Source organism: Bacteroides sp., from assembly GCA_036351255.1.
Taxonomy (GTDB): Bacteria; Bacteroidota; Bacteroidia; order Bacteroidales; family UBA7960; genus UBA7960.
Genome location: JAZBOS010000079.1, coordinates 76,988 through 92,017, shown reverse-complemented (window position 1 = coordinate 92,017; position 15,030 = coordinate 76,988). Strand labels below are relative to the sequence as shown.

General features: G+C 49.5%; 10 protein-coding genes. 6 read left to right on the top strand and 4 right to left on the bottom strand.

Features of this window, described 5'->3' with window-relative positions; all coding sequences use genetic code 11:
- Positions 1-211: 211 nt before the first annotated feature.
- On the bottom strand, positions 212-3,400 hold the full coding sequence (locus tag V2I46_07590; GenBank protein MEE4177355.1) for a hypothetical protein: 3,189 nt from the start codon (positions 3,398-3,400) through the stop codon (positions 212-214).
- Between the two features lie 706 nt (positions 3,401-4,106).
- Here V2I46_07590 and V2I46_07585 point away from each other — a divergent pair.
- From V2I46_07585 to V2I46_07575, 3 genes are read left to right on the top strand one after another with little or no spacing between them, the layout of a single operon-like run.
- Positions 4,107-5,216, top strand: a complete 1,110-nt coding sequence (locus V2I46_07585) for a universal stress protein (protein ID MEE4177354.1) — start codon at positions 4,107-4,109, stop codon at positions 5,214-5,216.
- 20 nt (positions 5,217-5,236) lie between these two features.
- Positions 5,237-5,665, top strand: coding sequence for a hypothetical protein (locus V2I46_07580; protein ID MEE4177353.1), 429 nt, complete (start codon positions 5,237-5,239; stop codon positions 5,663-5,665).
- A gap of 45 nt (positions 5,666-5,710) precedes the next feature.
- Positions 5,711-7,351: an ABC transporter substrate-binding protein gene (locus V2I46_07575; protein ID MEE4177352.1), complete on the top strand. Its 1,641-nt coding sequence runs from the start codon at positions 5,711-5,713 to the stop codon at positions 7,349-7,351.
- Positions 7,352-8,216: 865 nt separating this feature from the next.
- Here the strand turns inward: V2I46_07575 and galK are convergent.
- Positions 8,217-9,365, bottom strand: coding sequence for a galactokinase (galK, locus tag V2I46_07570; protein MEE4177351.1), 1,149 nt, complete (start codon positions 9,363-9,365; stop codon positions 8,217-8,219).
- Positions 9,366-9,784: 419 nt separating this feature from the next.
- Here galK and V2I46_07565 point away from each other — a divergent pair, with 419 nt between their 5' ends.
- Entirely contained in the window at positions 9,785-11,596 is a 1,812-nt protein-coding gene (locus tag V2I46_07565) for an MFS transporter (GenBank protein ID MEE4177350.1), read from the top strand.
- 299 nt (positions 11,597-11,895) lie between these two features.
- The gene (locus tag V2I46_07560) at positions 11,896-13,209 is read left to right on the top strand and encodes an MFS transporter (GenBank protein ID MEE4177349.1); all 1,314 of its coding nucleotides are present in this window, start codon (positions 11,896-11,898) and stop codon (positions 13,207-13,209) included.
- A 29-nt stretch (positions 13,210-13,238) separates the two neighbouring features.
- Here the strand turns inward: V2I46_07560 and trxA are convergent, their stop codons facing one another.
- Together trxA and V2I46_07550 are read right to left on the bottom strand one after the other, a co-directional pair.
- Positions 13,239-13,661 (bottom strand): thioredoxin, encoded by a 423-nt coding sequence (gene trxA / locus V2I46_07555; protein MEE4177348.1) that lies wholly within the window; start codon positions 13,659-13,661, stop codon positions 13,239-13,241.
- A 46-nt stretch (positions 13,662-13,707) separates the two neighbouring features.
- Positions 13,708-14,133 (bottom strand): OsmC family protein, encoded by a 426-nt coding sequence (locus tag V2I46_07550; GenBank protein MEE4177347.1) that lies wholly within the window; start codon positions 14,131-14,133, stop codon positions 13,708-13,710.
- A gap of 161 nt (positions 14,134-14,294) precedes the next feature.
- On the opposite strand from V2I46_07550, the gene V2I46_07545 reads away from it, so the two are divergent.
- Complete coding sequence (locus V2I46_07545; protein MEE4177346.1) at positions 14,295-14,990, top strand: Crp/Fnr family transcriptional regulator; 696 nt, start codon at positions 14,295-14,297, stop codon at positions 14,988-14,990.
- Positions 14,991-15,030 lie beyond the last annotated feature (40 nt).

The following is a 15,030-nucleotide window of genomic DNA, read 5'->3' as shown; positions in this document are numbered from 1 at the left end:
TGCTCATGATCAGGGCAAGGGCGAAAAGGATCGGGGTTTTCATGGGTTTAAGGTTTTAGGTTCAAATTTTGGGGTTTGAAGTTTGAGACTCATATTATTGGTTGTCAGGTGTTTGTATGATTTTTTGCGTCAATTTGTGTTTTTTTATTTGTGTGGATTCGTGGACTTTCTTTTCTCTTAATTCTCTTAAGTCTCTCACTTCTCCCCTCTCTTATCTCTCGCTCAGGCTCTCCAGCGCGCTTTCCAGGCGTTCGAGGCGGGCGTTGAGTGCATCGTTTTCGGCTTTGAGTTCCCTGACCAGTTTGTACTGCCGGATCAGCTGCAGCTGCAGGTTCTCGACCGACTCCAGGGTTTCAAAGGCCATGCGGGTCATATCGATCACCCCGCCGTTCTCCTGTCTCTCCTGTTCGGCAGAGGTGATCCAGGGCAGGTGTTTTTCGCGGAGCAGGAATGCCTCCACCTGGTCGGGGCCGAGGGTTTCATAGCTTTCTTCAAAGACGTAGTCGGGTTTGGTATAGGGGGTTCCATTGGCCGTACCTTCCGTTCCGCCATAGTAGACACTCCCGGTGGCCCGGATATTTCCGTTTACATCCAGGTCATACACGGGCGACCAGGTCCTGATCCCTACTTTGTTGGCCTTGATGGGATTCAGAAGGATGTTTTCCCCGTCGGCCGCGCCCTGGATGGCCAGGGGATGACCTGTAAAGGAGAAATCAAGCATGGTTCCATCGGTGCGCAGGGCCATCCAGGCCCCGTTTCCCTTGGTAAGCTGAATGCGGCTGTTCCCGTAAACATCCAGCCGGTAGGCAGGGGTGGCCGTCCCGATCCCCACATTCCCGTTTTTTAAAACGGTGAGGGCATTGTTCCTGGTACCTTCTGACGTTCCATTGCCTATCTCGAAAAGAGGATCGGTTTGTACCCAATCAAGGGGGTTACCGCCACCAATGTTGTAAATTCCAAGGGCGGTTGAATATTTGCTGGAAGATTTCGTGAAATAACCCATTGCGGTGGTGAACAAACCATTAGATAATGTGCTACAACCCATTGCAGTTGATGTAGCATAAGCGGTTGTGTTATGACCCATTGCTGTTGAATGAGCACCCCTAGCGGCTGCTCCATCACCCATTGCAATTGAACAAAGTCCTGAGGCTAAGGCATTAATTCCCATTGCGCTTGAATTATTTCCAATATTCCCTTGATCCCACTGGTCACCATCAACAAAACCAGCCCGGAATGCTGCTTTATCAGGATACCACATCATCCTTGTTCCTGTGCCGGACACAGGCGGACCACCTGGTGTATCTTTAATATTGCCCACAAAAACCACATTCCCTTCCCCGGTACCCATTCCTTCGGCATGTAGCAGGGCCTCCGGCGTGTGCGTGCCAAGACCCACATTCCCGTTTTTTAAAACGGTGAGGGCATTTTCTGGCGTTTCAAAATCTCCTATGCCAATTTCAAACAGGGGGTCGGTTTCAACCCATAACCCTGGAGTGCCCCCGCCAATATTGTATTTTCCAACCGCCAGGGAAGCCTTGCTTGAAGCCGTGGTGTTGTCTCCCATTGCCGTTGAAGCATTTCCGGAGGCTGTCGTCTTGAATCCCATGGCTGTTGAGACGGAACCTGAGGCCGTTGCCTGGTCTCCCATGGCTGTTGAACCATTCCCTGAAGCCACCGTAAATTCCCCAATGGCTGTTGATCTGTCGCCTGATGCAATGGTGCTGACGCCGGTAGCAAGGGAACCATAGCCTGAAGCCGTGTTTCTCCTGCCCAAAGCAACGGAGAATGGCCCTATGGATTCCATATCCCATTGATTGTCATTCACAGAGCCGGCCCTGAAGGCAGCCTTATCGGGATACCACATCAAACGTGTTCCAGCTCCCGAAATAGGTGGGGGGGCAGGACTTTCCAAATTATATTCACCAACAAAAACTACATTCCCTTTCCCGGTGCCCATTCCTTCGGCATGCAGCAGGGCCAGCGGGCTGTCCGTGCCAAGGCCCAGGTGGCCGTTTTTCAAAATGGTCAGGGCATTGCTTCTCCCGGCATCTGAGGTGCCGTTCCCGATGACAAAGAGGCGGTCGGCCTCCTCCCAGGAGGTGACCCCGGCCGGGGTGTAGAGGGTGTTGAAGGTCCCGCCCGCGGTTTCACCATAGGAGGGCGCCGTGGTGTTCTGCCCCATGGCCAGGGCCCCGACACCCGATGCAGTGGTCTGGAATCCCAGGGCCGTGGCATAGACGCCTGAGGCGGTGGTGGTCGAGCCCAGGGCGGTGGCGTAATTTCCCGAGGCCGTGGTCTGATAGCCCATAGCGGTGGCCGAGGGGGCCGTGGCGTTGGTGTGCGCCCCCATTGCCACCGAGGATGCCCCCGAGGCGGTGGTATACGATCCCATGGCCGTGGAATAACTTCCCGAAGCGTTGGTAAATCCGCCCATGGCGGTTGACCCGCTGCCCAAGGCACTGGTCTCCATGCCCATGGCCGTCGAATAGAACTCCCCGGCCAGGGTGTGGCGCCCGAAAGCTGTGGAGAAACCGCCCGCTGCCACGGCGCTGTCGCCCATGGCCATGGAACATGCCCCTTTCGCCCGGGAATGACTGCCTGCGGCAATGGATTTCGATCCGGAGGCAAAGGTGTTGCTGCCCAGGGCGGTGGAATAATCGGCCGAGGCGGTGGTGCTGAGTCCCATGGCCGTAGAGAATAGCCCGGTGTTTGCAGCATCCCATTGGCTGCCCTGGATGGCTCCGGCCCGAAAGGCCGCCTTGTCGGGATACCACATCAGGCGGGTTCCCGAACCCGATAGCGGGGGATCCCCGGGGCTTGCCGTTTTGAAAGCCCCTTCGAAAACCACGTTGCCCTGCCCGGTGCCGGTGCCATAGGTGTGCAGCAGGGCATCCGGATCGTTGGTGCCGATCCCCACACGGCCCATCCTGCCCAGGGGATCGTTGGGGTTGGTGCTGCCTGTCCACGAGGGGTCGGCTTCCTCGGCATGCAGGGCAAATCCCGCACTCGAAAATTTGGTGCGCGGGCTCATCTCGGCCTCGGCGCCCACTTGAATGCCCAGCCAGCGGTCAGCACTGCTGAAAAGTCCAGGGTCCAGCGGATTGCTTGCACCCAGCCTGACCTGGAACAGGCCATCGGAGATCTGCACCAGTTGCGCCTCCGACCACAAGGCCGTGCCTCCTGTTTCAACATCATACAGGTTAAAGGTCATAGTGATGCTCAGGTTCAGGGGATTGCCCTCCGTGTCGGTCAAATGACCCTGGAAGTCAATGGTTGTTGGCACGCTTGCCGTTTTTTCAGGAGGCATAGCCTGGCTTGCTGCCTGGCTTCCCGTGAAAGGCTGCGCCAGGATGGCCAGGCAATAGACCAAGCCAAGAGACAATAGTAAGATGCGTTTCATTTTCTAATCTTTTTAGGATAAACAAACGTTTAAATCCTTGGCGGGCCTGTAATTCTGAGAATATTCCCAGGTTAGAGAAAAGGGAGAAGAAAAGTGAAGGCCTGCATGGATCCCCAAACCTGAACCAGGGGATGGATTGGATTTTTTTTTTTTAATGCCCGGAAACCAGGTTTCAGGGCTTAAAGAACTTGCCAGCTTTTTGAAAAAAAAACTTGATAAGTTCTAGTCAGCAAGGCGGGGAGGGCGCCCGGTGAGTGCTGGACAAAACAGCCCAAAGAACGGACTGAAAGGGGAGAACGGTTTCTGAAGTTGAAAGTTATAAAAAAAATCGATAGAATAAAATAAATTGTGGTTAAAAATTCAATTTCTTGTCTGAAAAATATTTTTGGTAAGGATTAAGGAAAGAAAATAATTAAGAATTATTGGTCAGGTTTATTTTTTGTGTAAAAAAAAGGATAAATAACGGATCGAAAACAAGGATTCTTTTGTAAACAAAACAAATGTTTAAAAAAAGCCGCCTCAAGGCTTGCTTGGTATTGATTTTATCTCTAATATTGAGGCCCGGAAATTTTTGACCGGGAGGGGAGGACTTTCCCGTTCTTTGAAAGGATTAAAATAGGGCGTTTTGCTTTGCGTTTGGGCTGCAATTTTTGTAAATTTATAGCGAAAAGCTATATAAAAAGATTGTTTTAAAAAACCCAAAGCCATGGAAGAGCGCCTGGTTACCTTAGCAACAGATCATTACACCGCTGCCGAAGTGCTGAAAGCCAAACTGGAGGGTGCCGGCATCGCGTGTTTCCTGAAGCATGTACACCTGATACAGGGTGCAGCCTCCGAAGGGGTGCAAGTGCAGATTCGCGCCTCGCAGGTGGAAAAAGCCCTCAGGCTGATGGCTGAATGGAAAGCTGAACAAGAGGAAACCGAGAAAAAACATTTGCGTTCCATACGACGCATCTTGGTTCCGGTTGACTTTTCTGCTTATTCTGAAAATGCATGTCATTATGCACTGAACCTGGCCGACCGACTGAAGGCCGAAATCAAGATACTCCATGTGTATTATGCCCCAATCGTTGACTTGGTACCCATTACAGATGCCTACAGCATCCAGGTTGACATGGACATCAACCTCCGGGAAATGGAAAGCAACGCCCGAAAGAACCTGCTCGGGTTCGTTGATAACATCCGCAAGGCAGCCCGTGAGAAAGGCTTCGGGGGTGTTAAAATCGGGTATTCCCTCCGGGAAGGAGTTGCCGAAGATCAGATTGCCCAGGTAGCCCGCGATTACAAGCCCGGCATCATTGTCCTGGGAACCAAAGGGAAAGGAGATCAGCAGAGCGATATCATCGGCACCGTAGTAAGTCGCCTGTTTGACCGCACACGCGTACCCGTGCTGGCAATTCCCGAAAATTCCGTATTCAGCGCCACCCCTGACGTCAGAAACATTGTTTATGCCACCGATTTCGACGAATCGGATTATGTGGCTATTCGCCGCCTGATGGGCATTGTGTCAGGCTTTAAGGTGCGCATCTTCTGCGTGCACATGTCCAAAGAAGCCAAAGAAACCTGGGACCAGGTAAAAATGGATGCTTTGAAAGATTATTTCCTGAAAGTGAATCCCGGAATCCGGGTAGAGTGCCATTTGCTGAAAGGGGAGGACCCGGTTACGGATCTTGGTGAATTTACCCGCGAACATAAGGTGGATTTAATTGCCCTGACCAATCGCAAACGTAACCTGTTTGTCAGGCTGTTCAACCCCAGCATTGCCAAAAAATTGCTGCACCAGAGCAACATCCCTCTTCTGGTTTTCCGGGCATGAAGATCGTATTAAAATCCAGGGTGCGGAAAGATTTTAGCATCGTTGCCGACGGCTTCAATGAGGCGCTCTTCCGTTTCTTATTGCCTCCATTTGGGCTGGCCAGCCTGGTGCGCTATGATGGCCAAAAACCGGGGGATATCGTGCATATCCGGTTCCGCCCGCCCCTTTTCAACGATTTTAAGGTGGTTATCCGCGACGTGTGGACAGGGCCCAGGGAATACAGGTTTGTCGACCGCGGTCTTACGATGCCCTTTCGGATGAAATTCTGGCAGCATACCCATCGCGTGGTTTCCCTCGGTGAACATCAAACTGCCCTGGTCGATATGATTGAATATCAGACCCCATGGTGGCTGCTCGACCTGTTGATTTATCCCTTGCTCTTTTTGTTTTTTCTTCCCAGGACCTGGCAATATGCCAGCTATTATAAGCGATTGAACCATCACGATTGAAATATCTTTATTTACCATTATCTTTGATGCTTCAATCAGGCCCAGATGGAATATTTGTGCAGGCATTCCCTTCTTTTTCTTCTTTTCCTGCTGATCTTTGCCTCCTGCAGCCGCAGTCCCGCCGAGAAGGAGGATGGGATGGTTTTTCGCTATAATGAAGCCGCCAACATCACCTCGCTCGACCCGCTCTATGCACGCAACCAGGCCAACATCTGGGCTACCTCACAGCTATTTAACGGCCTGTTGCAACTGGATGAAAACCTGAACATCAAACCTGCCATTGCCAAAAGCTATAGGGTCTCGCCCGACGGGCTGATCTATACCTTTAGCTTGAATGGTGATGTTTTTTTCCACAACAATGTCTGCTTCCCTGAAGGTAAGGGGCGTAAGGTGGTGGCTGCGGATTTTGTTTACAGCTTTTCGCGATTGATGGACCCGCAGTTGAATGCCCCGGGCACGTGGGTGATGAACCCTGTGAAACGCTTGCCTGATGGCAGCCTGGCGGTTGAAGCAACCTCCGACACCACCCTGGTCATTACCCTCAGCCAGCCTTTCCCTGCCTTTGCTGGCTTGCTCACCATGCAATACACGGCCGTGGTGCCCTTTGAAGCCATTGAGTGCTATGGGGAGAATTTCAGGAAAAATCCGGTCGGAACGGGGCCTTTCCGCTTCCAGTACTGGAAAGAAGGGGTGAAGCTGGTGCTGCTGAAAAATGAACATTATTTTGAATATGATGGCGATCAGCGCCTGCCATTCCTCGATGCCGTTGCCATTAGCTTTATCATCGACCGTCAGACAGCTTTCCTCGAATTCATCAAGGGAAACCTCGACTTCCTGAGCAGCGTCGACGCCAGCTATAAGGACGAGATCCTGACCCCCGAAGGCAGGCTGCAGCCCCGCTATGCCGGACGGTATAAAATGATCTCGAAGCCTTTCTTGAATACCGAATACCTGGGTATCCTGGTCGATGAGCAGAGCCTGCCCGCTGACTGGCCCTTGCGTGAGGCAAAAGTCCGCCAGGCCATCAACCTGGGCTTCGACCGCGAGAAGATGATCCGTTACCTGCGAAACAACATCGGCATCCCCGCCCACGCGGGGTTTATCCCGGTGGGGATGCCCGGATTCCCCACCAATGAAGGAGGTTATTCGTATGATCCGGACCGCGCCAGGCAGTTGCTGGCCGAAGCCGGCTTCCCCGGCGGACAGGGCCTGCCGCGACTGACCCTGCATACCAACCAGAATTATCTCGACATCAGCCAGTTCATCCAGCACGAATTGTCGAAGATCGGCATTGCGGTGGCCATCGATGTGATGCCACCGGCCACCCTGCGCGAGATGATGGCCAAAGGCGAGGCCAGGATGTTTCGCGCCTCGTGGATCGCCGACTACCCCGATGCCGAGAACTACCTGGCCCTGTTCTACAGCAAAAATCACGCCCCCGACGGACCCAATTACACCCGCTTCACCGATGCCCGTTTCGACAGGCTTTACGAACAATCCCTTGCCATCACCAGCGATAGTTTAAGGCAAGCCCTTTACAGGGAAATGGACCAGATCCTGATTGAGAAAGCCCCGGTGGTCTTCCTGTTTTATGACCAGAGTGTTCGCTTTGTGCCCGTTTCTATGGAAGGAATGACCAACAACCCCCTGAACCACCTCGACCTGCGAAGGGCCAGATTTCAATAGCAAATTCCGGACAAAGACCTAATTTGGTCGTATCCACTCGAACCTTACACGAGCGTGGTACGAAGAGAGTAGGAGGAAGAGAGGTGAGAGGTGAGAGGTGAGAGATGAGAGGTGAGAGGTGAGAGATGAGAGATGAGCAATAGCAACAGCCAACAGCCAATAGCCAACAGCCAACAGCCAACAGCCTTTCACTGATTTTTCGGAGAAACGATAAAAACGATAAAAACGATAAAAACAGTAAAGTTCTCTTTTCTGAGGATTTCGCTGTTTCGCGCGTTTGAGAAATTGTCAATATTGTCAATATTGTCAATCCTCCAAAATGAGAATTTCTTTTTTCCCAGAGACAGGAGAGGGGGGATTGTCTGGCCTGCTTATTCCTTTTACATTATCGATGAATCTTCAAAATATCCAATTTCAAAAATGGATGATGTCTCAGGTTTACCAACAATCGGGAGGGGTGGCCTAGATTATTCTGCCATACGGTCGCCGCTACGCGGCTGAAATTCAACCCCCCATGCTCCATGCCCCACGCCCTCATCCGTGTAATCCGTTAAAATCCGTGAAATCTTCTTGCTCCAAGCAGATATCTTCAAAATGAGAAGGTGACAATATTGATAATTTTGATAATATTGATAATTTCTCAGCGGGGGAAAAGGGAAGCCGTAGAAAAGAGAAAGTTATCGTTTTTATCGTTTTTATCGTTTCTCTGGTGAAAAAGGGGGATGTCCTTGATTTCAGATCAACGATTAACGATTTTTGATTTGAGATTTTGGACGAACCTGAAACTGGAATTTTGAACCTTGAACTTCCAGCAACCTCCCCCCAACCCCCTCCAAAGGGGGAGTCCCGGTCTGCAACCTTGAACCTATAGCTTCCTCGCTCCCTCGCTGATCACTACATCATAGACCCTGGGTTTCAGGCCGAATTTCTTTTCAAAGTTTCCGGTGGCATCGTCAATGAAGGCATCGTGGGCTGCGGCACTTACCAGGTTGATGGTGCAGCCCCCGAATCCGCCGCCCATCATACGTGCGCCAAGGATGCCCGAGGTTTTTGTTGCCAGGTCGGCCAGGAAGTCGAGCTCTACGCAGCTTACCTCGAATTTGTGGCGCAAACCTTCGTGCGAGCCCGTCATCATTTGCCCGAAAGTGGGCAGGTCATTTTCCTGAAGGGCATCGCAGGCCCTGAGCAGCCTGAGGTTTTCTTCAATGACATACTGGCAGCGCTGAAACACAATGGGTTCCATCAGGCTTTTGCTTTCATTCAGCATTTCAGGGCTGATATCGCGCAGGCTGTTTACTGAAGGGTGTTTCTGCCTGACCACCGCTACGCCTGCTTCGCATTGCTGCCTGCGCACGTTGTATTCCGAAGAGGCCAGGCTGTGTTTAACCATCGTATCGATCAGGACGAGACGATAGCCGGCAGCCTGGGGATCGAAGGGGATGCGTTCAAACTCGAGCGAGCGGCAGTCGAGTTTGATGAGCTGGCCAGCCTGCCCGTGGAGAGAGGCGAACTGGTCCATGATGCCGCAGCGCACCCCCGCATAGTGATGCTCGGCCAACTGACCAATGCGGGCCAGTCCTGCCCGGCTCTTGCCAAGGCCGAACAGGTCATTGAGGGCAAAGGCAAAGACGCTTTCGAGGGCCGCAGAAGAAGAAAGCCCCGCACCAAGGGGGATGTCGCCCCCAAATACACAGTCAAAGCCCTCAGTCTCAGCCCCGGTTTCCTGCAATTCCATCACCACTCCAAGGATGTAATTGGCCCAGTGTGCTTTTTGTTTCTCCTTTGAAGGGAGAAAGGAAACTGTTTCATTGTAATCGACGGAAAAGGCATTGACCTGCTTGCTGCCGTTAGGTCGGATGGCTAAATATATGGCCTTATCGATGGCTCCGGGTAATACAAAGCCTTCGTTGTAGTCTGTATGTTCGCCGATCAGGTTTACACGCCCCGGTGAAGCGTAAACGGAGCCCTGGCCGCCAAAGAGTTCGCTAAATTTATTCTGAATGCTTTTGATCATAGCTTGAATAAAAAAAATGAAACAGTCTGCTGAGCCTGATTGGCAAATTTCAACAATTATCCATTTGGAAAAAAGTCCTTCAGGTTAAATTCTGAAAAATTTAAAAGGGTTGGTAGGAGCAGATTTGACAATAACTTAGAATGATTAAAAATAACTTAATAAAACATTGTAAAACAGGTTAATAAATTAATAATTAATAAAAAAAAGTTCAATAACCGCCGAAAATTTATTAACAAGGGGGAAATTTTCAACTTTTCTGGCGAATTCCTTTTTACATTTGCCACCGTTACTGGTGGCGAATGACCTTTATTCTGGCGAATTTGTTTTCAAATTTTGGGGGCTCAGCCATGACAAGCGGGAATGGAGAACCATATCAAAACTGAATAATAAACCCTATCTAATCACTTAAATTGTAATCAATGTTTAAAGGACATCCAAAAGGACTTTTTGTAGCCTTTTTCTCCAACATGGGAGAACGATTTGGTTTTTATACCATGATGGCGATTCTGGTATTGTTTCTCCAGGCGAAGTACGGGCTCTCGGCACAAGATGCCGGTAACTACTACAGCTGGTTTTACTATGCCATTTATGCCCTGGCGCTGGTTGGTGGTTTACTGGCTGATGCCACAAGCAAGTATAAGACTGTTATTTTCTTCGGACAAATCATCATGTTTGCAGGTTATGCGCTCATCGCCATACCCGGCATGCCCCTGTCAATTGCAGTGGCTGGCTTGTTCGTCATTGCTTTCGGTAACGGTCTTTTCAAGGGTAACTTGCAAGCTGTTGTCGGACAGTTGTATGACGATCCCAAGTACAATGGGATACGCGACACGGCATTTATGATCTTCTACATGGGGATCAACATCGGGGCTTTCTTTGCTCCTTTCGTTGCACAGGGGGTCAGGAATTGGTTCCTGAAGACCCAGGGTTTCCTCCACGATGGAAGCTTACCAGCCATGTGTCACGCCTTTCTGGATGGCAGGATGACGGATGCTGGTTCAATAGCTAACTTTGAGCTCCTGGCTTCAAAGGTTTCCTCATCTGTTGTAACGGGCTCAGATCAGCTTTCGCTTTTTGCAAACAACTACCTTGATGCCTTCGGAAAAGGCTATAACTATGCTTTCGGTATTGCGGCAATAGCAATGCTTGTTTCGCTGGCCGTTTACGTGATCTTCAACAAACACCTTCCCAATAAGGAAAAAGTGGTGAAGGCAGACACGGGGACACGGGTATCATTCTTTAATGCCAAGAACATCAAAACCATTGTTGTATCGTTGGGTCTGTGGGCTATTACAGCTTTGCTGCTTTATCTGGTGATGAAGGACTTCCTGTTCGGAATGGCTATAGGCCTCTTCATTGGGTTCATTGCCATGATCATCCAGATGTCAAGCAAGGAGGAATTACCCAAAACCATGTCGCTGATCCTCGTCTTTATCGTCGTAGTGTTTTTCTGGATGTCATTCCATCAAAACGGATTGACCCTCACTTATTTTGCCCGCGACTATACGGTGAAGGAGGTTGGTGCTTTCACCAACATTTTCTTTAAACTCGAATCTATGCTTTCATTCCTGGGTGCTGCAGCCGGTCTTTATTTGCTGATTGCAGGCAAGGGAGTGAGGAATAAGGTTATTGGTTCTGTAATGCTGGCAGGCCTGGGTTACCTTACCTATTCCTTCGTAAAAGGATTTGGTCCCCTGAACCCCATTTCACCCGAGATATTCCAGTCATTCAACCCGCTCTTTATCGTGGTGCTGACATTCCCTGTCATGGGCTTTTTTGCCTACCTCCGCAAAAAGAATGCTGAGCCCTCAACGCCCAAGAAGATAGGCATAGGAATGATCATTGCTGCCATCGGCTTTGTGATTATTCTGGTAGGCTCACAAGGACTTATTGCTCCGAGTGAAGTGGAAGCACAAAACCTTACTGAATGGGGCAGGATATCACCCTACTGGCTAATAAGCACCTACCTGACACTCACCGTGGCAGAGCTCTTCCTCAGTCCTATGGGTCTTTCCTTTGTATCAAAGGTAGCCCCCAGCAGATTCCAGGGATTGATGCAGGGTGGCTGGCTCCTGGCTACAGCTACTGGTAACAAGCTCCTGTTTGTAGGTAGCTACTTCTGGGAAAGAATTGAGTTATGGCAAATATGGCTCATCTTCGTGGTTTGCTGTATCGCTTCCGCTGCATTCATTTTCTCTATTATGAGGCGACTGGAGAGAGCCACCAATTAATCTTTCTGCAGGCCCGAATTAAATTAACCTGCGCACCGGTTGATTTCCTTAATAAAGGGATTCCGGGTGCGCAGGTTTATTTTTTTATGCTCTCCCCAAGCCGTTAAGGAGCTTACAAGATCAAGGGTATAATATTTATTTTAAATATAATGACTTGATAAATAATGATTTAAGTTCTCCGAAAAATGAAATGAGAGGATTTATCCCGAAGGCTTTTGATGAATTGCTGATTTAATTCAAATTCCTTTTTATTTTTGCCCCCATAAATAATTGTTAACGATAGAAAAACCAATCAAGCAATGAGCGAAACACCTGAGAAGAAAAAAGGAGGTTTTAAATCCTTTCCAAAGAATTTCTGGACGGTCATCGTTATGGAATTTTTTGAGCGGGGATCGTATTACGGGGTCATGTCTGTGCTCTCGGTATACCTGGTATTGTCGACAGCAGAAGGGGGCCTTGGCTTTTCAAAAGCCAGTGTAGGCGTCATAAAAAGCACCATTACGCCGCTTTTATATTTGCTGCCCATCCTGGCCGGCGGGCTGGCAGACCGTTTTGGTTATCGCCGCACCCTGTTCTTTGCCTTTGCGATGCTGAGTGCAGGATATTTCTTTACCAGTTTGTCCACATCCTATTCGCTGGTATTCCTGAGCCTTATCGTAATGGCCATTGGGGCCGGTTTTTTCAAACCGATCATTTCGGGCACCATTGCCAGGGTGACCGACGAGAGCAATTCAGGCCTGGGCTTTGGCATCTTTTACTGGTCCATCAACCTGGGGGCATTTCTCTTTCCCCTCTTATTGGTGCCATTTTTAAAGGGCCTGGGATGGCATTATATCTTTATCATGGCGGCTGTAGGAACTGGCTCAATGCTGTTGCTCAACCTGCTGATATACAAAGAGCCCCCACGTCCTGAGAATGCCAAGTCGCTTTCCGATACGCTGAAAGGTATCGTTCTGGTGTTAAAGGATTACCGGTTTGTTTCAATGATAGTGATCTACAGCGGTTTCTGGATCCTCTATTTCCAGATGTTTGACACGGTGCTATGGTACCTGAAGGAGTATATGGATATGACGCCTGTGAACCAGGCTGTCAACCGCTTCCTTGGAATATTTACTGAAAATCCGGACTGGAAATTTGATGCAGAGCACGTGACAGTTATAAACGCGGGTGCGATCATCGTGCTGCAGCTGCTGGTTTCAACGCTTGTCAGGAAAACCCCTGCCTTGCCAACCATGATCGTGGGAATTACGCTGGGCACAATTGGTATGGCTATCCTGGCTATTTCAACCTACAGTTGGGTATTTATCGCAGGCATCCTGATCTTCTCCATTGGTGAGATGACCGCTCACCCGAAATTTATATCCTATGTGGGTTTGATCGCTCCTCCCGATAAGAAAGCCCTTTACCTGGGCTATTCATTCCTGTATGGCGTGATTGGCAGCGGCATCGGTGGTATCCTGGGAGCTACCCTTTATGTGCATTTTGTCGATAACATGCAAAGGCCCAGCCTGCTGTGGATCGTTTTCAGTCTGATAGGCGTGGCCACCATTATTGGCTTGCTGCTATACAACCGATTCCTGGCACCAAAAAAGGCTGACAGCCAGGTACTGTAAGATTTTATCCTTTGTTAAGGACTTCCTGATTAGGACAGATGCTTTTGCATTTGCTTGATCAGGAAGTCTTTTTGTTTGATGCCCACAAAGCGTTCCACTTCCTTCCCGTTCTTAAACAGGATCAGTGATGGGATATTCCTGATGGCATATTTTGATGATATGGATTTGAAATGGTCGACATTGAGCTTGGCAACGGTGGCTTTCCCCTGCATGCTTTCAGCCACATCGTTGAGCACAGGCCCCATCACCTTACAGGGCATACACCAATCGGCCCAGAAATCCACCAATACCAGCCCACCATTAATTTTCTGCTGAAAGTTTCGATCGGTGAGGGTAAGGATTTGATCACTCTGCGGGGTGGCTGCCAGCTTCTTCATTCTTTGTGCAGAATAGAAAACATAGGCTGCAAAGAGAACAACCAGGGCAAGGACGATAATCAGGGCAGTGGACATAGGGGAAGGATATTTTATTTTAATGAATGGAGGTTAAAAGGTGAATTTATTCAGGTTTTTCTATGATCCGGATGTCAAAACTCAGTTCAAGGATTTGTTTGAACATGTGTGAAACGCCACAATAGCGTTCCTGGGAAAGTTCCACGGCTTTTTTTAATTTTTCAATATCCAGGTTATCACCTCCAAATTCATAGGTAATGTGCATGGAGGTGTAATGTTTGGGGTGCTCTTCGGTTAAGTTTCCATCTAACCGGATATTGAAATGGGTGGGTTCGTGGCGCATCTTGCGCAGGATGGAAATAACATCCATACCTGTACAGCCTGCCAGAGAGGTCAGTAAAAGTTCTTTGGGACGCACGCCGCTATTTTGGCCCCCGACTTCAGCCATGGCATCCAGGATCACGTGATGGCCGTTAACTTCTGAATCAAATTGCAGATTCCCTTTCCAGGCGGTTTCAACTGTATGTTTCATTATAAGTTCCTTTATTTGAATTTTTGTGATGCAAAGGTATGGTTAATTTAGGGGATGATATGCCTGTCAGGGGTGTATCATGCCGGCATAAGGTTTGAGATGGCACAGGTTTTTTATTGATTTAGTTCTACCTTTGCAGGGATTTTTTGAAGGAAACCTTTATGAAAACCTATACCACCCCTGAAGACTGCACCCTCCCTGGGCTTGATGCGCCCTGTTTTCGTGACCTTTTGCCTGAGGAGGTGAGCCTGGCCCGTGAGAGTAAGACCATGGTGGTATTTCACAAGGGAGAGACCCTGGCCAAACAGGGTGCCTTTGCTTCCACGGTATTGTTTATCATCGATGGCATTGGAAAACGTTATGTTGAGGGGGATGCCCAGCGCAATTATAACATCAGTTTAGTGAAAAGCGGTGAGTTCCTGGGCCTTTCGGCCGCCTTTGGCTCCAGCACCTATCCCTATTCAGTGGTCGCCCTGAACGAGGTGACCGCCTGCCTCATTGAAAAGGAAGCAGTGGCCAGCCTGGCTAAGATGAATGGGGCTTTTGCTCACAGTATCATCAGTCGCTACTGCCAGAGCAGCACCATGCTTTATTCGGCCATCAGCAAGCTGACCAATAAGCAGATGAACGGTCGCATGGCTGATGCCCTGCTGTACCTGGATGCAACCCAACAGGAAGGACAGCCGGTGTTTGTTAACCTCAGCCGTAAAGACCTTTCCGATTTTGCAGGTGTCTCCACCGAAAGTGCCATCAAATTGCTCAAGAACTTTGAAAAGGAAGGCCTGATAAGACTGGAAGAAAAAGATGTCATATTGTTGAACAGGAAGGCTTTGGAAGAGATCAGCCGCAGGGGCTGAAAGGATTGTCTTTATTAGGAAAATTCTATTAATTGACATA